The sequence below is a fragment of the Pseudomonas sp. LY-1 genome (assembly GCF_053502595.1).
Genome location: NZ_CP094353.1, coordinates 4955389 through 4972393, shown reverse-complemented (window position 1 = coordinate 4972393; position 17005 = coordinate 4955389). Strand labels below are relative to the sequence as shown.

Here is a 17005-nt window from a genome sequence, read left to right as displayed (position 1 = left end):
TTAACTAACGGAAGGGCGCGTATACGTGCCCTTCCGTTTTTTCAGTTTGGAGGTGATGAAATGGACATGAGCATCAAGCTGAACGCGTCTTACCCGGCTGGCGCAACCCAGGCCAGTCAGGCCAATAGTGTCTCTACTGCTCAGGCCAAGACTGCAGTTGAGACGGAGCCGGCCTCCGTCGAGGAGCCGCAGCGCATGGCACTGGAAAAGGCTGTAACCGATATTCGTGAGTTTGTGCAGGCGACCCAACGTAACCTGGACTTCTCCATCGATGACACCACCGGCAAAGTGGTCGTCAAGGTGATTGCCACCGACAGTGGCGAAGTAATTCGACAGATTCCATCGGAGACCGCGCTGAAGCTGGCGCAGAACCTGAGCGATGCCAGCAGCCTGCTGTTTGAAGCAAAGGCTTGAGTTGGCACGAAACATGTTTCTGATTGCTGCTATGGCGTTAGTACGCCAATAAAGCGGCAGCCGCATGGCAAGGAGAATAGCAAATGGCTAGTTCAACGATTTCCGGCCCAGGCTCGGGCTACGATACGCAAGCCATCGTCAAGGCGTTGGTGGGTGCTGAACAGGCACCCAAGCTGGCCCAGATCACCGCTCAGCAAAAAGACACGACCATCCAGCTGTCGGCTGTCGGTTCGGTGAAAAGCGCGCTGGAAACGTACCGGGCGGCGATTACCAAGTTGAACAACGTGGCCTCGTTCAACGGGCTGACGGCTACTACCTCTGAAGAAAAAAACGTCAAGGTCACCCTGGGTGAAGGCGCGTCCAGCGGTAAATATGTCGTGCAGGTCACGGATCTGGCGACCTCTTCTAAAGTCACCAGCAAGATGGTCGAGGGTGGTGCTTCGGGCAAGGCCAATGCCAGCGATGAAACTCAGACGCTGACCATTAACCAGTCGGGTAAAAGTTACGATGTGCTGGTTCCGGGTGGTGCGACGCTGCAGCAGTTGCGCGAATCCATCAATACACAGCTTTCCGCCCAGGGCATCAGCGCCAACGTGCTGAGTGACGCCAATGGCGCACGTCTGGTCATCGGTTCCAACACCAGTGGCGTAGGCACCGACATCACCCTCAGCGGCGACTCGGACCTGGCCACTGGTTACGACGCGGGTAAGCCGGCGCAGAACGCCAAGTACACCATTGACGACATCGCGATGGAGTCCACCAGCAACAAGGTGACATCCGCCATCAGTGGCGTGACCCTGGATCTGGTGACTGTTGAAAAGGACAAGCCGACCACCATCACTGTGGCCAGCAACACCGACACGCTGAAGACTTCGGTGCAGTCGTTCGTCACCGCTTACAATGCGCTGATGACCTCCATCAACACCCAGACCAAGGTCACCGCCACGGGCGATGCCGCCACCACCACGGCGGGCGCCTTGACTGGCGATGCGTCGATGCGTCAGCTGGTTGCCAGTCTGCGCAGTGAGCTGGTCAACGGATCGGGGGCGGGCAGCATCAGCAGTCTGGCCCAGATGGGTATCACTACCGACCAGAAAACCGGGTTGCTGAGCCTGGAAGACAAAACTTGGGACAAGGCCGTCGTTAAGGGTGCTGGCGATATTGCCAGTCTGTTTACCGGTGATACCGGTTTAATTTCCCGTATGAGCAAGACAACTGCTAGCTATGTCGGCACCACCGGCACTCTGGCATCGCGGGTAACGGATCTCAACACCAAGCTAACCGACCTGACTACCCAGAAGGCCGACCTGGATCGGCGCATGGAGGCCTTGCAGAAGTCCCTGACCGCCAAGTACACGGCGATGGACACAATGATCGCCCAGATCAACGCCAGCAGCTCCAGCATCATGACCACCCTCAACTCGCTGAACAATCCGAAGTCGAGCTGATTTTTCGAGGCATTTAGCGCCCCGAAAAAGCATATGCCGGTGGTCCGGGTCTTGAGGTCTGGATTAAAGTTTTTTGCGGTGCAGTCGAAAAACTAGTTAAGCAAACCTATTCGACTGTGGCCTGTAACGAGGTAGCAAAATGAACCCTATGAGAGCCCTTCGCCAATACCAGAAGGTCAATTCCCATGCCCAAGTGTCTGAGGCCAGTCCTCATCGCCTGATCCAGATGCTGATGGAAGGCGGCATGGAGCGTCTGGCCCAGGCCAAGGGGGCAATGGCGCGTGGCGATATCCCGCAAAAGTGCCTACTGATTTCCAAAGCCATCGACATCATTACCGGCCTGCGGCAGGGCCTGGATGAAGAGAAGGCTGAAGACCCGGCCACAATCCAGCGCCTCGCCAGCCTGTACGACTATATGAATACACGCCTGGCGCAAGCCAACGTGAGCAGCGACCCGGAAATCATCGACGAAGTCGCTCGTCTGCTGATTACCGTAAAAGAAGGCTGGGATGCCATCGCAACACAATAAGGCCGATAGCCTTGAGGTACACACAATGAGCCACGCACTGCAACGCATCGATGAAACCCGCGAAGCTCTGATCGGCGCACTGGCCGAGCGCAACTGGGAGGCTGTCGGCGAGCTGGACCTGGGTTGCCGCGCAGTCATTGATGAAGTGCTCAGCGAAGCGCCGGTGGACGAAGATGCGCTGCGGGAGAAGCTGGAGAGCCTGCTGGCGGTTTACCAGCAATTGCTCGAAGTAACGATGGGCGAGCGCCAGGCGATTTTCGAAGAGATGTCGCAGATCAACCAAGCGAAAAATGCGTCAAAGGTTTACCATCTGTTCGGTTGACCGGGCGCAGTTAATCCGAATGGCGCGTCATATATTTGACTGTGCCAGCATTTTTGACTTAACTAGTGCTGTTTTCAGATTTCAGACGTCTAGTAAGGTAAGAAGTCTTACAGGCATCTAGATAGCCCACACTCTGGGCGGAGCGTTTTACTAGGGAAGTTGCTATTGCATGTGGCGTGAAACCAAAATTCTGCTGATTGATGACGATAGCGTCCGCCGCCGCGATTTAGCGGTGATTTTGAATTTTCTCGGCGAAGAAAATTTCCCCTGCGGTAGCCACGATTGGCAGCAGGCGGTCAGCTCGTTGTCGTCGAGCCGTGAAATCCTTTGTGTGCTGATCGGGACGGTAAACGCTCCTGGCGCAGTTCTGGGCTTGTTAAAGACACTCTCTACTTGGGATGAGTTCCTTCCGGTGTTGCTGATCGGCGATATTTCTTCGCTCGACCTGCCGGAAGACCAGCGCCGCCGCGTGTTGTCCTCCCTGGAAATGCCGCCCAGCTACAGCAAATTGTTCGACTCCCTGCACCGCGCCCAGGTCTATCGCGAAATGTACGACCAGGCCCGCGAGCGTGGCCGCCACCGCGAACCCAACCTGTTCCGCAGCCTCGTCGGCACCAGCCGGGCGATCCAGCACGTGCGCCAGATGATGCAGCAAGTGGCCGATACCGACGCCAGCGTGCTGATCCTTGGCGAGTCGGGCACCGGCAAGGAGGTGGTTGCGCGCAACCTGCACTATCACTCCAAGCGCCGCGACGGGCCGTTTGTGCCGGTCAACTGCGGGGCGATCCCGGCGGAGCTGCTGGAAAGCGAATTGTTCGGCCACGAGAAGGGCGCCTTTACCGGGGCGATCACCAGCCGTGCCGGGCGTTTCGAGCTGGCCAACGGCGGCACCCTGTTCCTCGACGAAATCGGCGACATGCCGCTACCGATGCAGGTCAAGCTGCTGCGCGTGTTGCAGGAGCGCACCTTCGAGCGCGTGGGCAGCAACAAAACCCAGAGCGTGGATGTGCGCATCATTGCGGCGACCCACAAGAACCTCGAAAGCATGATCGAGGTCGGCAGCTTCCGCGAAGACCTCTACTACCGCCTCAACGTGTTCCCTATCGAGATGGCCCCGCTGCGTGAGCGCGTGGAAGACATCCCGCTGCTGATGAACGAACTGATCTCACGCATGGAGCACGAAAAGCGCGGCTCGATTCGCTTCAATTCGGCGGCGATCATGTCCCTGTGCCGCCACGCCTGGCCGGGCAACGTCCGCGAGCTGGCCAACCTGGTGGAGCGCATGGCGATCATGCATCCCTACGGTGTGATCGGCGTGGTCGAGCTGCCGAAGAAATTCCGCTACGTCGATGAAGAAGACGAGCATCTGGTGGACAGCCTGCGCAGTGACATGGAAGAGCGGATCGCCATCAACGGCCATACCCCGGACTTCGGTGCCAACGCCATGCTGCCCCCGGAAGGCCTTGACCTCAAAGACTATCTCGGCAACCTCGAACAAGGGCTTATCCAGCAAGCCCTGGACGACGCCAACGGCATTGTCGCCCGTGCGGCCGAGCGCCTGCGAATCCGTCGAACCACCCTGGTGGAGAAGATGCGCAAGTACGGGATGAGTCGTTGAGAGGGTGATGAACAGGCAGATGATTGACGCCTGTTTTTCAAGCCACTGTTTTATAGGTAGTTTTTTTTAGGCACGGGTATTGCTACAGCCCTCGCAACGTTCCGTTTAACTGACGGTCAGCCAAGCGAGAGAGCATGATGCCCCACGCCGCCCAACTATCTTCGGCCCCTGAGCTCCAGGGGCCTGTCCCGACCGCCGAACAGCTCAGCCGACACGGTCTTGAGCAGGCGTTCTCGCTGTTCAGCCAGATGTCCAGCCAACTGACTGACTCCTATAGCCTGTTGGAAGCGCGGGTCTCCGAGCTCAAGGGCGAACTGGCAGTGGTCAGTGCCCAGCGCATGGAAGAGCTGGCCGAGAAAGAGCGCCTGGCCAACCGTCTGCAGAACCTCCTCGACCTGTTGCCCGGCGGGGTGATCGTCATCGACGACCAGGGCCGCGTGCGCGAAGCCAACCCGGCCGCCTGCGACCTGCTCGGGCTGCCGTTGGAGGGCGAGCTATGGCGCCATGTCATCACCCGCTGCTTCGCACCGCGTGACGATGATGGCCATGAAATCTCGCTCAAGGACGGGCGCCGCCTGTCTATCGCCACGCGCTCCCTGGATGCCGAACCCGGCCAACTGGTGCTGCTCAACGACCTGACTGAAACCCGTCACCTGCAAGACCAACTGGCGCGCCATGAACGCTTGTCGTCGTTGGGAAGGATGGTCGCTTCTTTGGCGCATCAGATCCGCACGCCGTTGTCGGCGGCGTTGATCTACGCCAGCCATTTGACTGATGAGCAATTGCCCGCCGAAACCCAGCAGCGTTTTGCCGGCAGACTCAAGGAGCGTCTGCATGAGTTGGAGCATCAGGTGCGCGACATGCTGGTGTTTGCTCGCGGCGAATTGCCGCTGACCGACCGCCTCACGCCGTCCGGCCTGATGCAGGCGCTGCAAGCGGCGGCCGCCACCCACGTCCAGGACGCCAATGTGCGCTGGCAGTGCGACAGCCACCAAGGCGAATTGTTGTGCAACCGTGACACGCTGGTGGGCGCGCTGCTCAACCTGATCGAAAACGCGACCCAGGCCAGCGGCCCCGGCGCGCAGCTCAAGGTGCATCTTTACGCCCGCGCGCAAACCCTGCGCCTGTGCATCAGCGATAGCGGCAGCGGCATCGAGCCGGGGGTGCTGCAGCGCCTCGGCGAACCGTTTTTTACCACTAAGACCAACGGTACGGGCCTGGGCCTGACGGTGGTCAAGGCAGTGGCACGTGCCCATCAGGGCGAATTGCAACTGCGTTCCCGCTTGGGGTGTGGCACCTGTGCATTGATGACCTTGCCGCTGTTTTCATGCGCGGCAAGCGCGGAGTAAAAGGCTATGGCTATCAAGGTTTTGTTGGTGGAAGACGATCGTGCCCTGCGTGAGGCATTGGCTGACACGCTGTTGCTGGCGGGCCATGACTATCGGGCGGTCGGTTCTGCCGAGGAAGCCTTGGAGGCAGTGGAGCAGGAGTCCTTCAGCCTGGTGGTCAGCGACGTGAACATGCCGGGCATGGACGGCCACCAGTTGCTCGGCCTGCTACGTGCGCGCCAGCCGCAACTGCCGGTATTGCTGATGACCGCCCATGGCGCCGTCGAGCGCGCGGTGGACGCGATGCGCCAGGGCGCGGCGGATTATCTGGTCAAGCCGTTCGAGCCCAAGGCGTTGATCGAACTGGTGGCGCGGCATGCCCTGGGGGTGATTCCGGTCGGTGAAGGCGACGGCCCGATTGCCTTCGAGCCCGCCAGCGCACAATTGCTGGACCTTGCGGCCCGCGTGGCGCGCAGTGACTCCACCGTGTTGATTTCCGGCGAGTCGGGCACCGGCAAGGAAGTGCTGGCGCGCTATATCCACCAGCAGTCGGGCCGCGCCCAACAGCCCTTCATCGCGATCAATTGCGCGGCGATCCCCGACAACATGCTCGAAGCCACGTTGTTCGGCCACGAAAAGGGCTCGTTCACCGGCGCCATCGCGGCCCAGGCGGGCAAGTTCGAACAGGCCGACGGCGGCACCATCCTGCTTGACGAAATTTCGGAAATGCCCTTGGGCCTGCAAGCCAAGTTGCTGCGGGTGTTGCAGGAGCGTGAAGTGGAGCGTGTCGGTGCGCGCAAGCCGATCCAACTGGATATCCGCGTGGTCGCCACCACTAACCGCGATCTGGCGGGCGAAGTGGCGGCGGGGCGCTTTCGGGAAGACTTGTTCTACCGTCTCTCGGTATTCCCCCTGGCCTGGCGCCCACTGCGCGAGCGCCCGGCGGACATCATCCCGTTGGCCGAGCGTCTGCTGAACAACCACGTCAAAAAAATGAAACACGCCCAGGCGCGGCTGTCGGCCGACGCCCAGGCCTGCCTGATCAGCTACCCATGGCCCGGCAACGTGCGGGAACTGGACAACGCGATTCAGCGCGCGTTGATTTTGCAGCAGGGCGGCTTGATCCAGCCCCAGGACTTCTGCCTGGCTATGGGCAGCGGTGCCGCGCCGTTACCGAGCCTGGCGCCCGCGCCGTTGGTCGCAGAAGCCGAATCCGCAGGGGCCCTGGGCGACGACCTGCGCCGCCGCGAATTCCAGATGATCATCGACACCCTGCGCGCCGAACGCGGCCGCCGCAAAGAAGCGGCCGAGCGTCTGGGCATCAGCCCGCGCACCTTGCGCTACAAGCTGGCGCAGATGCGCGACGCTGGGATGGACGTGGAAGGCTACCTTTTCGCCACCTGATCGGTAACAAGGTCGACAAGATTTGTCGCCTTTTCTTACAAGTTGCTACAGAGCTGGCACCCTTGTTGCTACCTCCCCTAGTAACTGCTGCGTAGTGTCAAAAAATTGCGGGTCGTCGGAGAGAGAAGGTCATGAGCCAGGGTATTGAGTTCAATCGGTTGATGTTGGATATGCGCTCCATGCAAATGGACGCCATGGCTCAACCGAAATCCGTCGCACAAGCGCCGGAGTTGGGCCAAAGCAGTTTCGCCGACATGCTCGGCCAGGCAGTCAACAAAGTCAGTGACACCCAACAAGCCTCCAGCCAGTTGGCGACCGCCTTCGAGATCGGCAAGAGCGGCGTGGACCTGACCGACGTAATGGTCGCTTCGCAGAAAGCCACGGTGTCCTTTCAAGCCTTGACCCAGGTGCGCAACAAACTGGTTCAGGCTTATCAAGACATCATGCAGATGCCGGTTTAAGGGCGAGATTTAAGTCATGGCAGAAGCAGTCGTGGACAACGTACCCGCCAAGACAGACGGCAAGCCGCCGCTGTTTGGCCTGTCGTTCCTGGAAAACCTCTCGGAAATGACCATGCTGCGTCAGGTGGGCCTGATGGTCGGCCTGGCTGCCAGCGTGGCGATTGGTTTTGCCGTGGTGCTGTGGTCGCAGCAACCCGATTACCGGCCGCTGTACGGCAGCCTGGCCGGTATGGATTCCAAACAGATCATGGAAACCCTGGCCGCCGCCGACATCGCCTACACCGTGGAGCCCAACTCCGGGGCGCTGCTGGTCAAGGCCGATGATGTCGCCCGTGCCCGCATGAAGCTGGCCGCCGCCGGCGTGACCCCGTCCGACAGCAATATCGGTTTTGAGATCCTCGACAAGGACCAGGGCCTGGGCACCAGCCAGTTCATGGAAGCCACCCGCTACCGTCGTGGCCTGGAAGGCGAACTGGCGCGCACCATCTCCAGCCTCAACAACGTCAAGGGCGCCCGCGTCCACCTGGCGATTCCGAAGAGCTCGGTGTTTGTGCGCGATGAGCGCAAGCCAAGTGCCTCGGTATTGGTCGAACTGTTTTCCGGCCGCTCCCTGGAGCCTGGCCAAGTGCTGGCGATCATCAACCTGGTGGCCACCAGCGTTCCCGAATTGAGCAAGTCGCAAATTACCGTGGTCGACCAGAAGGGCAACCTGCTGTCCGACATGGCGGAAAACTCTGCGCTGACCCAGGCCGGCAAGCAGTTCGACTACAGCCGCCGCATGGAAAGCATGCTGACCCAGCGTGTCCACAACATCCTGCAACCGGTGTTGGGTAGCGATCGCTACAAGGCCGAAGTGTCCGCCGATGTGGATTTCAGCGCCGTCGAGTCGACCTCCGAGCAGTTCAACCCGGACCAGCCGGCCCTGCGCAGCGAGCAATCGACCAGCGAACAACGCACCGCCAGCAGCGGTCCGCAAGGTGTGCCGGGTGCGCTGAGCAATCAGCCGCCAGCCCCGGCTTCAGCCCCGCAGACCACCGGCGGTGCCGCCGCGACCGCTGGCGCCATTGCCGCTGGCCAGCCACTGCTGGACGCCAACGGTCAGCAGATCATGGACCCGGCCACCGGCCAGCCGATGCTCGCCCCCTACCCGGCGGACAAGCGTAACCAGTCGACCAAGAACTTCGAGCTCGACCGCTCCATCAGCCACACCAAGCAGCAACAGGGCCGGATCAATCGCCTGTCGGTGTCGGTGGTGGTCGATGATCAGGTCAAGATCGCCGCCGCTGATGGCGCCGTCACACGCGCCCCGTGGAGCGCCGACGAATTGGCGCGCTTCACTCGCCTGGTGCAGGATGCCGTCGGTTTCGACGCCAGCCGTGGTGACAGCGTCAGCGTGATCAACATGCCGTTCTCCGCCGAGCGTGGCGAAGTGATCGCTGAAGCGGCGTTCTACACCCAGCCGTGGTTCTGGGACATCGTCAAGCAAGTGCTGGGCGTGTTGTTCATCGTAGTGCTGGTGTTCGGCGTGCTGCGCCCGGTGCTCAACAACATTACCGGCAATGGCAAGAAACAACTGGCAACCTTCGGTGGCAGCGATGTCGAGTTGGGTGGCATGGGCGGCCTGGACGGCGAACTGGCCAACGACCGCGTCAGCCTCGGCGGCCCGCAAAGCATCCTGTTGCCAAGCCCGAGCGAAGGCTATGACGCTCAGTTGAACGCAATCAAGAGTCTGGTGGCAGAAGACCCGGGCCGTGTGGCCCAGGTCGTGAAAGAGTGGATTAACGCAGATGAGTGATAGTCGAGCCGCTGTTGCCAAACTCACCAAGGTCGACAAAGCCGCAGTCCTGCTGCTGTCCCTGGGTGAAACCGACGCCGCACAAGTGCTGCGCCACATGGGCCCCAAAGAGGTCCAGCGCGTGGGCGTGGCCATGGCGCAGATGCGCAACGTTCACCGTGAGCAGGTCGAGCAGGTGATGAGCGAGTTCGTCGAGATCGTCGGCGACCAGACCAGTCTGGGCGTCGGCTCCGACAGCTACATCCGCAAGATGCTCACCTCGGCCCTCGGCGAAGACAAAGCCAACGGCCTGATCGACCGCATCCTGCTGGGCGGCAACACCAGCGGCCTCGACAGCCTGAAATGGATGGAGCCGCGTGCCGTCGCCGACGTGATCCGCTTCGAGCACCCGCAGATCCAGGCGATCGTGGTGGCGTACCTCGACCCCGACCAGGCCGGCGAAGTGCTCGGCCACTTCGACCACAAAGTGCGCCTGGACATCATTTTGCGCGTGTCGTCGTTGAACACCGTGCAGCCAGCGGCCCTGAAAGAACTCAACACGATTCTCGAGAAGCAGTTCTCGGGCAACTCGAATGCTGCGCGCACCACCTTGGGCGGTATCAAGCGCGCAGCCGATATCATGAACTTCCTCGACAGCTCGGTCGAAGGCCAGTTGATGGACTCGATCCGCGAGATCGACGATAGCCTGTCCAGCCAGATCGAAGACCTCATGTTCGTGTTCAACAACCTCTCCGATGTCGACGACCGTGGCATCCAGGCGCTGCTGCGCGAAGTTTCCTCCGACGTGCTGGTACTGGCCCTCAAGGGTTCGGACGAAGGCGTCAAGGAGAAGATCTTCAAGAACATGTCCAAGCGCGCCTCCGAACTGTTGCGCGACGACCTGGAAGCCAAAGGCCCGGTACGCGTCAGCGACGTGGAAACCGCTCAGAAGGAAATCCTCACGATTGCCCGCCGTATGGCCGAAGCCGGAGAAATCGTTCTCGGCGGGAAGGGCGGCGAAGAAATGATCTAAGGCGCTTTCCATGTCGAACAAAGATGAGACGCCCAGCGACCTGATTCGCGCGCGGGACGTGGGCGGGTTCGACATCTGGTCGTTGCCCAGCTTCGACCCGCATCGGCCTGAACCCGAGCCAGAGCCAGTGGTGGAAACACCGGTGGAAATGGAAGAAGTGCCGCTGGATGAAGTCCAGCCGCTGACCCTTGAAGAGTTGGAAAGCATCCGCCAGGAGGCCTACAACGAAGGCTTCGCCGCCGGCGAAAAAGATGGTTTTCGCAGCACCACGCTCAAGGTGCGCCAGGAAGCCGAGGCCGCCTTGAACGTCAAGCTGGCCAGCCTCGAACGCCTGATGGGCAGCCTGTTCGAGCCCATCGCCGAGCAGGACTCGCAGATCGAGAAAGCCATGGTCGGGCTGGTCGAGCACATCGCCCGCCAGGTGATCCAGCGCGAGCTGGTGCTGGACTCCAGTCAGATCGAAAGCGTCATGCGTGAAGCCCTCAAGCTGCTGCCCCTGGGCGTCGGCAATGTGCGGCTGCACATCAATCCGCAGGATTTCCAACAGGTCAAAGCCCTGCGCGAGCGCCATGAAGAAACCTGGCGCATCGTCGAAGATGCCGCGCTGCAGCCCGGTGGTTGCCGCGTCGAGACCGAATACAGCCGCATCGATGCCACGGTGGAAACCCGCATCAGCCAGATCATGGCGCAGTTGCTGGATCAGGTGCACGAGCAGGTCCTGAACCCGGCCGAACCTGACATGAGCGTGGACCTGGACGCCCCCGATGCGCCTTGATCGCACCAGCTTCGCCAAGCGCCTGAGCGGGTATGTCGAGGCCACCGAGTTGCCCGGCCAGCCGATCCTCGAAGGGCGCTTGCTGCGCATGGTTGGCCTGACCCTCGAAGCCGAAGGCATGCGCGCCGCCATGGGCAGTCGCTGCCTGGTGATCAACGACGACAGCTACCACCCGGTGCAGGTCGAAGCCGAGGTCATGGGCTTTTCCGGCAGCAAGATTTTCCTGATGCCCGTGGGCAGCCTGGCGGGCATCGCCCCCGGCGCCCGCGTGGTGCCGCTGGCCGATACCGGCCGATTGCCCATGGGCATGAGCATGCTCGGTCGCGTGCTGGACGGTGCCGGTCGTGCGCTGGACGGCAAGGGCGGCATGAAAGCCGAAGACTGGGTGCCGATGGATGGCCCCACCATCAACCCGCTCAAGCGCAACCCCATCAGCCAGCCGCTGGACGTGGGCATTCGCAGCATCAACGGTTTATTGACGGTCGGTCGCGGTCAGCGGCTGGGCCTGTTCGCCGGTACCGGCGTGGGTAAGTCGGTGTTGCTGGGCATGATGACCCGCTTTACCGAGGCCGACATCATTGTGGTGGGGCTGATCGGCGAACGGGGCCGGGAAGTGAAGGAGTTCATCGAGCACAGCCTCGGTGAAGAAGGCCTCAAGCGTTCGGTCGTCGTTGCGTCCCCGGCCGACGATGCGCCGCTGATGCGTTTGCGCGCCGCCATGTACTGCACGCGCATCGCCGAATATTTTCGCGACAAGGGCAAGAACGTCCTGTTGCTGATGGACTCCCTCACGCGTTTCGCCCAGGCCCAGCGGGAAATCGCCCTGGCCATCGGCGAGCCGCCGGCCACCAAGGGCTATCCGCCGTCGGTGTTCGCCAAGCTGCCCAAGCTGGTGGAGCGCGCCGGTAATGCCGAGGCGGGGGGCGGCTCGATCACCGCGTTCTACACCGTGTTGTCTGAAGGCGATGACCAGCAAGACCCGATTGCCGACTCGGCGCGGGGCGTGCTCGACGGTCACATCGTGCTGTCGCGGCGCCTGGCGGAAGAGGGGCACTACCCGGCGATCGACATCGAAGCGTCCATCAGCCGGGTGATGCCGTCGGTGGTCACGCCGGAGCACATGGCCCGTGCCCAGCAGTTCAAGCAGTTGTGGTCGCGCTACCAGCAAAGTCGCGACCTGATCAGCGTTGGCGCCTATGTGGCCGGCGGCGATCGTGAGACCGACCTGGCGATTGCCCTGCAACCGCAATTGGTCACCTACCTGCGCCAAGGCCTCAACGACAACATCAGCATGGGCGAAAGCGAAGCGCACCTGCAGTCCATCTTCGCCCCCGCGCCAGGCGGCTAAGCCATGGCCAGCAGCCGCTCCTCACGCTTGGCCCCGGTGGTGGACATGGCCGAAAAGGCCGAAAAAACCGCGGTCCAGCGCCTGGGTTACTTTCAGGGCCAGGTGCGCCTGGCACAAAGTAAGCTCGGCGACCTGGAGCGCTTTCGCGGCGAGTACCAGCAGCAGTGGATCGAGCGCGGCACCAAAGGCGTGTCCGGCCAGTGGCTGATGGGCTACCAGGGCTTTCTCAACCAGCTTGAAACCGCTGTCGGCCAGCAGCGCGAGAGCCTGGCCTGGCACCAGAACAACCTCGACAAGGCCCGCGAGAGCTGGCAGCAGGCGTATGCCCGGGTCGAAGGGTTGCGCAAGCTGGTGCAGCGCTATATCGACGAGGCGCGGGCGCTTGAGGATAAGCGCGAGCAAAAACTGCTCGATGAGTTGTCCCAGCGCCTGCCGCGCCAGAATCCCTACTAGCGCCAAGCCCTCTACTCAATGTGTTGCCCACATCCGGTTAGCCTGCTACACCTTGTATCTAGGCCTATGACAAGGAAGCAGTCACATGTCAATCGAGTCAGAAGTATCCCTGGATGGGAAGAAGTTGACGATCGCAATCAAGGGTCGGTTCGATTTCGGCAGCCATCAACTCTTTCGCGACGCCTACGAGCGTTTCTACAAGGTGCCGCAGGTTTATATCGTCGACCTGAAAGACGCCACCTACATGGACAGTTCCGCCCTGGGCATGCTCCTGCTGCTGCGCGATCATGCCGGGGGGGATGATGCGGAAGTCCGGGTGATCAACAGCAGCGCCGATGTGCGCAAGATCCTCGCGATTTCCAACTTCGACAAACTGTTCGATATCCATTGAGCGCGCTGGCCCCGGTCCTCGAACCGCTGACCATCCTGATCGCCGAAGACAGCGCCGCCGACCTGCTGTTGCTGTCGACCATCGTCCGGCGCCAGGGCCACCAGGTGCTCACTGCCAGCAACGGCGCACAAGCCGTCGAGCTGTTTGCCCGCGAACGCCCGCAACTGGTGCTGATGGACGCCCTGATGCCGGTGATGGATGGCTTTGAGGCCGCGCGGCGGATCAAGCAACTGGCGGGCGAGACCCTGGTGCCGATCATCTTCCTCACCTCCCTGCGCCAAAGCGAAGCCCTGGCCCAATGCCTGGATGCCGGTGGCGATGACTTCTTGCCCAAACCCTATAACCCGCTGATCCTCGCGGCCAAGATCAATGCGATGGACCGCCTGCGCCGCCTGCAGGCCACGGTGTTGCAGCAGCGTGACCTGATCGCCAAGCACCATGACTACCTGCTGCATGAGCAGCGCGTGGCCAAAGCGGTGTTCGACAAGGTCGCCCATTCGGGTTGCATCAACGCGGCGCCGAACATTCGCTACCTGCAATCGCCCTATGCGCTGTTCAACGGCGACTTGTTGCTGGCGGCCTACACGCCGGCGGGTGACATGCATGTGCTGCTCGGTGACTTCACCGGGCACGGCCTGCCAGCGGCGGTCGGCGCCATGCCGTTGGCCGAAGTGTTCTATGGCATGACGGCCAAGGGCTACGGGCTGACGCAGATCCTGCGGGAGATGAACGCCAAGCTCAAACGCATCCTGCCGGTGGACATGTTCTGCTGCGCGACGCTGTTGTGCCTGAGTGCGCAACGGCGTGCGGTGGAAGTCTGGAATGGCGGCATGCCCGAGGGCTATGTGCATGAAGTCGCCACGGCTAAGCGCACGCCGCTGATATCACGGCACTTGCCGTTGGGCGTGCTGTCGGCGCAGGCGTTCGATGATCGCACGGAAGTCTGGCCGATGGCCCTGGGCGACCGCGTATTTCTGCTCTCCGATGGCGTGCTGGATACCGCCGATGCCAACGAACAATTGTTCGGCGCCGAGCGCTTGCAGCAGGTGTTTGCCGCCAATCGTGAGCCTGACCGCTTGTTCGAGGATATCGAGCAGGCCCTGGCGGCGTTTCGCGGTGAGGCGCGGGATGACGTGAGCATGGTTGAGATCACCTTGCAGGCCGGCCAGTCGATACGTGCCACGGGGCCGCTGTATGCCGACAGCGGCCAGTCGTGCCCGTTGGATTGGTCGGTGAGTTTCGAATTTCGCGCCGAGACCCTCAGGCGTTACAACCCGTTGCCCTATCTGTTGCAACTGCTGCTGGAGATCCACGGCCTGCGCGAGCAGAGCGGGGCGCTCTACAGCGTGATGGCCGAACTGTATTCCAACGCCCTGGAGCATGGCGTGCTGGGCCTGGACTCGCGGCTCAAGCGCAATGCTGAAGGTTTTGCGCAATATTACCGCCAGCGCAATGAGCGGCTGGTGCAACTCAACAGCGGTTATGTGCGCGTGCATGTGCAGGTAGAGCCCACCGCTACGGGCGGCAGGATGACCTTGCGCATCGAAGACAGCGGCCCCGGATTCGATGTGGAACGGGTACTGGCTCGCCCGCTGGATGTTGACCGTCTGTCTGGTCGCGGCTTGGGCCTGGTGCGTCAACTGAGCAGCGATGTACGCTGGTCCGACGGCGGGCGCAGTGTCTGCGTGGAGTTTTGCTGGGAGGCTCTGGCATAATCCGCCGATTCTTGATCAAGGAGCGAACAAGTGGTTGAGGTTCATCTGGACCCGGACGTGTTATCGGGTTTGCAGGAAGTCATGGAAGGCGAGTACCCCAAATTGCTCGATACCTTTCTCGATGATTCGCAAAAGCGCGTCGAAGCGCTGCGCAAGGCTCGTGACGATGCCAAGGCGTTGGCGCGCATCGCCCATAGTTTCAAGGGCAGCAGTGGTAACCTCGGTGCGGTGCGGTTGGCGCACTTGTGCCAGCGCTTGGAGTCTGAGTCCGTCGAGGCTGCAGCGGACCTGGGGGCCTTGGTCGATCAGATCGACCATGAGTTTGCGCTGGTCAAGCCGCTGTATGAGTCGGAGCGCCAGCGCTTCCAGCTTTAATTTCAGGCGTGGCAGGGCTTTTCCGAAGAGCTGGCCCGACTCTTGCTCTATCTCCTGATACTGCATCCCCGATTCCCATGCAGTGGAGACCTTACCTATGCCAGTCGCCCCTAATTCGCTCCTTCAGGCTGCCCCTGCGGCCAAGCCTCAAGCACCTGCCGCCAATCCACCGGCGGCGGCCGCGGAGCCGCGGGACAAGGGCCCTGGCTTTGCTCAGGTGTTCGCCAGCCAGGGTTCGAAGCCCTCGGCCAAGGCCGACGACAACGCGGCCAAACCCACGCGCGACAAGCCTGCTGGCGCGAGTGCCAAGCCTGTTGCCGGCAACGATAAGCCTGTCGCGAACAACGATAAACCTGCCGCCGGTACGCCAGCGGTTGCCGATAGCGGCAAACCCTTGCCTGCCGACCCGCCGGCCAACCCCGCCGACAGCGCCAGCAGTGATCAAAACCCGCCCGCCGACCCGGCCCTGGCGCAGCAGCCTGCGGCAGACCCGGTGGCTGATCCGGCGCTGATTGTCACGGTCACGCCGGTTGCTGTGCCGGTGCCGGTGGAAACGCCAGCCTCGGCTGACGCCACCAAGGATAGCAAGGCCCAGCCGGTGGTCACGGCACCGCTGGCAGCGACCGATGTGGCCAAGCCGGCCTTCGATCCCACGGCAGACCCTCTGGACGCCATGCCAGCGGTACGCCTGGCGATGGAGCAGGGCGGCCATGTGTCCGCCAGCAGTCAGACCCCGCAGAGCGCCGCACCGACGTCCCAGGACCAGCCGACCGCCGCGCAGAACTTCGCCACCGGCATGGCTAACATGGTGGACCAGCAAGCCAGCAAGGACAGCACCGACCAGGGTGGTGACAAAGCCTTCAGCGGGCTGATCGAAGACGGCCTCAAGGATTTGAAGAGCGCGAGCAGCGACACCCGTGTCGATGACTTTGCCAACCGCCTGGCCGCACTGACCCAGGCCGCCACGCCGAAAACCGCCAACGCTTTGCCGCCGGTGACCAACGCACCGCTGGCCATGCATCAGAGCGGCTGGACCGAGGAAGTCGTCAACCGCGTGATGTACCTGTCCAGCGCCAACCTCAAGTCGGCAGAGATCCAGCTACAGCCGGCCGAACTCGGGCGCCTGGATATCAAGGTCAACATGACGGCCGACCAGCAGGCCCAAGTCACCTTCATGAGTGGTCACGCGGTGGTGCGTGAAGCACTGGAAACCCAGTCCGGCCGTTTGCGCGAGATGTTTGCCCAGCAGGGCATGGGGCAGGTCGACGTCAATGTGTCCGACCAGTCCCGTGGCTGGCAGGGCCAGGGCCAACAGCAACAGAACCAGAGCCAGGCGAACGGTGTCAGTGGCCGTGGCGGTCGGGGTGACAGCGGCGACGTTGCCGATCATGCCGAAGTGGCCGCGGCCGTCGCGCCGGTGACGGCCACCGTGATCGGCTCCAGCGCCGTCGACTATTACGCCTGATTCAGGCTCAACACCGGCCTGAGTGTGGGAGGGGGCTTGCCCCCGATAGCGGAGTTCCAGTCGACCGATCCGTTGACGGGCACACCGCCATCGGGAGCAAGCCCCCTCCCACAATGGACCTGTGGCGTGGCCGCTGTCCTGCTGTGGCTGAC

Annotated in this window: 17 protein-coding genes; all 17 read left to right on the top strand. The window is 62.0% G+C overall.

All coding sequences use genetic code 11. The annotated features are described in order from the left end of the window. The first annotated feature begins 60 nt into the window (after positions 1 to 60). The 17 genes from MOQ67_RS22760 to MOQ67_RS22680 all read left to right on the top strand — a co-directional run bounded on the left by MOQ67_RS22760 (position 61) and on the right by MOQ67_RS22680 (position 16853). Positions 61 to 414, top strand: coding sequence for a flagellar protein FlaG (locus MOQ67_RS22760; protein ID WP_198717160.1), 354 nt, complete (start codon positions 61 to 63; stop codon positions 412 to 414). An 83-nt stretch (positions 415 to 497) separates the two neighbouring features. Beyond that, the gene (gene fliD, locus MOQ67_RS22755; protein WP_198717159.1) at positions 498 to 1862 is read left to right on the top strand and encodes a flagellar filament capping protein FliD; all 1365 of its coding nucleotides are present in this window, start codon (positions 498 to 500) and stop codon (positions 1860 to 1862) included. A 139-nt stretch (positions 1863 to 2001) separates the two neighbouring features. After that, positions 2002 to 2391: a flagellar export chaperone FliS gene (gene fliS, locus MOQ67_RS22750; RefSeq protein ID WP_198717158.1), complete on the top strand. Its 390-nt coding sequence runs from the start codon at positions 2002 to 2004 to the stop codon at positions 2389 to 2391. 25 nt (positions 2392 to 2416) lie between these two features. Next, positions 2417 to 2713, top strand: a complete 297-nt coding sequence (gene fliT / locus MOQ67_RS22745) for a flagellar protein FliT (RefSeq protein WP_198717157.1) — start codon at positions 2417 to 2419, stop codon at positions 2711 to 2713. 169 nt (positions 2714 to 2882) lie between these two features. Beyond that, entirely contained in the window at positions 2883 to 4331 is a 1449-nt protein-coding gene (locus tag MOQ67_RS22740) for a sigma-54 dependent transcriptional regulator (RefSeq protein ID WP_448675563.1), read from the top strand. A 137-nt stretch (positions 4332 to 4468) separates the two neighbouring features. Then, the gene (locus tag MOQ67_RS22735) at positions 4469 to 5680 is read left to right on the top strand and encodes a sensor histidine kinase (RefSeq protein ID WP_198717171.1); all 1212 of its coding nucleotides are present in this window, start codon (positions 4469 to 4471) and stop codon (positions 5678 to 5680) included. A 6-nt stretch (positions 5681 to 5686) separates the two neighbouring features. After that, entirely contained in the window at positions 5687 to 7063 is a 1377-nt protein-coding gene (locus tag MOQ67_RS22730) for a sigma-54-dependent transcriptional regulator (RefSeq protein ID WP_198717155.1), read from the top strand. Positions 7064 to 7194: 131 nt separating this feature from the next. Then, positions 7195 to 7524 (top strand): flagellar hook-basal body complex protein FliE, encoded by a 330-nt coding sequence (gene fliE / locus MOQ67_RS22725; RefSeq protein ID WP_198717154.1) that lies wholly within the window; start codon positions 7195 to 7197, stop codon positions 7522 to 7524. A 16-nt stretch (positions 7525 to 7540) separates the two neighbouring features. Beyond that, positions 7541 to 9319 (top strand): flagellar basal-body MS-ring/collar protein FliF, encoded by a 1779-nt coding sequence (gene fliF, locus MOQ67_RS22720; RefSeq protein ID WP_198717153.1) that lies wholly within the window; start codon positions 7541 to 7543, stop codon positions 9317 to 9319. Then, positions 9312 to 10331, top strand: coding sequence for a flagellar motor switch protein FliG (gene fliG / locus MOQ67_RS22715; RefSeq protein WP_198717152.1), 1020 nt, complete (start codon positions 9312 to 9314; stop codon positions 10329 to 10331). Before fliF ends, fliG begins: the two co-directional genes overlap by 8 nt. A 10-nt stretch (positions 10332 to 10341) precedes the next feature. Next, positions 10342 to 11106, top strand: a complete 765-nt coding sequence (fliH, locus tag MOQ67_RS22710) for a flagellar assembly protein FliH (RefSeq protein ID WP_198717151.1) — start codon at positions 10342 to 10344, stop codon at positions 11104 to 11106. Next, entirely contained in the window at positions 11096 to 12454 is a 1359-nt protein-coding gene (gene fliI / locus MOQ67_RS22705; RefSeq protein WP_198717150.1) for a flagellar protein export ATPase FliI, read from the top strand. The genes fliH and fliI overlap by 11 nt, the downstream gene beginning before the upstream one ends. A gap of 3 nt (positions 12455 to 12457) precedes the next feature. After that, positions 12458 to 12907, top strand: a complete 450-nt coding sequence (gene fliJ / locus MOQ67_RS22700) for a flagellar export protein FliJ (protein ID WP_198717149.1) — start codon at positions 12458 to 12460, stop codon at positions 12905 to 12907. Between the two features lie 85 nt (positions 12908 to 12992). Further along, positions 12993 to 13298 carry an STAS domain-containing protein gene (locus tag MOQ67_RS22695; RefSeq protein ID WP_198717148.1) on the top strand — a complete coding sequence of 102 codons (306 nt, stop codon included), beginning with the start codon at positions 12993 to 12995 and terminating at the stop codon, positions 13296 to 13298. Then, the gene (locus tag MOQ67_RS22690; RefSeq protein ID WP_198717147.1) at positions 13295 to 15013 is read left to right on the top strand and encodes a fused response regulator/phosphatase; all 1719 of its coding nucleotides are present in this window, start codon (positions 13295 to 13297) and stop codon (positions 15011 to 15013) included. Before MOQ67_RS22695 ends, MOQ67_RS22690 begins: the two co-directional genes overlap by 4 nt. A 30-nt stretch (positions 15014 to 15043) precedes the next feature. After that, positions 15044 to 15388 carry an Hpt domain-containing protein gene (locus MOQ67_RS22685; protein ID WP_198717146.1) on the top strand — a complete coding sequence of 115 codons (345 nt, stop codon included), beginning with the start codon at positions 15044 to 15046 and terminating at the stop codon, positions 15386 to 15388. A 97-nt stretch (positions 15389 to 15485) separates the two neighbouring features. Beyond that, the gene (locus MOQ67_RS22680; RefSeq protein ID WP_198717145.1) at positions 15486 to 16853 is read left to right on the top strand and encodes a flagellar hook-length control protein FliK; all 1368 of its coding nucleotides are present in this window, start codon (positions 15486 to 15488) and stop codon (positions 16851 to 16853) included. The last annotated feature ends 152 nt before the right edge of the window (positions 16854 to 17005 follow it).

What these genes read in the sequence shown, in the direction of transcription:
- fliG (WP_198717152.1), top strand. Translation starts at nt 9,312, where the DNA reads ATGAGTGATAGTCGAGCCGCTGTTGCCAAACTCACCAAGGTCGACAAA.
- fliS (WP_198717158.1), top strand. Translation starts at nt 2,002, where the DNA reads ATGAACCCTATGAGAGCCCTTCGCCAATACCAGAAGGTCAATTCCCAT.
- fliI (WP_198717150.1), top strand. Translation starts at nt 11,096, where the DNA reads ATGCGCCTTGATCGCACCAGCTTCGCCAAGCGCCTGAGCGGGTATGTC.
- fliE (WP_198717154.1), top strand. Translation starts at nt 7,195, where the DNA reads ATGAGCCAGGGTATTGAGTTCAATCGGTTGATGTTGGATATGCGCTCC.
- fliJ (WP_198717149.1), top strand. Translation starts at nt 12,458, where the DNA reads ATGGCCAGCAGCCGCTCCTCACGCTTGGCCCCGGTGGTGGACATGGCC.
- MOQ67_RS22760 (WP_198717160.1), top strand. Translation starts at nt 61, where the DNA reads ATGGACATGAGCATCAAGCTGAACGCGTCTTACCCGGCTGGCGCAACC.
- fliH (WP_198717151.1), top strand. Translation starts at nt 10,342, where the DNA reads ATGTCGAACAAAGATGAGACGCCCAGCGACCTGATTCGCGCGCGGGAC.
- fliF (WP_198717153.1), top strand. Translation starts at nt 7,541, where the DNA reads ATGGCAGAAGCAGTCGTGGACAACGTACCCGCCAAGACAGACGGCAAG.
- fliD (WP_198717159.1), top strand. Translation starts at nt 498, where the DNA reads ATGGCTAGTTCAACGATTTCCGGCCCAGGCTCGGGCTACGATACGCAA.
- MOQ67_RS22680 (WP_198717145.1), top strand. Translation starts at nt 15,486, where the DNA reads ATGCCAGTCGCCCCTAATTCGCTCCTTCAGGCTGCCCCTGCGGCCAAG.
- MOQ67_RS22740 (WP_448675563.1), top strand. Translation starts at nt 2,883, where the DNA reads ATGTGGCGTGAAACCAAAATTCTGCTGATTGATGACGATAGCGTCCGC.
- MOQ67_RS22730 (WP_198717155.1), top strand. Translation starts at nt 5,687, where the DNA reads ATGGCTATCAAGGTTTTGTTGGTGGAAGACGATCGTGCCCTGCGTGAG.
- MOQ67_RS22695 (WP_198717148.1), top strand. Translation starts at nt 12,993, where the DNA reads ATGTCAATCGAGTCAGAAGTATCCCTGGATGGGAAGAAGTTGACGATC.
- MOQ67_RS22735 (WP_198717171.1), top strand. Translation starts at nt 4,469, where the DNA reads ATGCCCCACGCCGCCCAACTATCTTCGGCCCCTGAGCTCCAGGGGCCT.
- fliT (WP_198717157.1), top strand. Translation starts at nt 2,417, where the DNA reads ATGAGCCACGCACTGCAACGCATCGATGAAACCCGCGAAGCTCTGATC.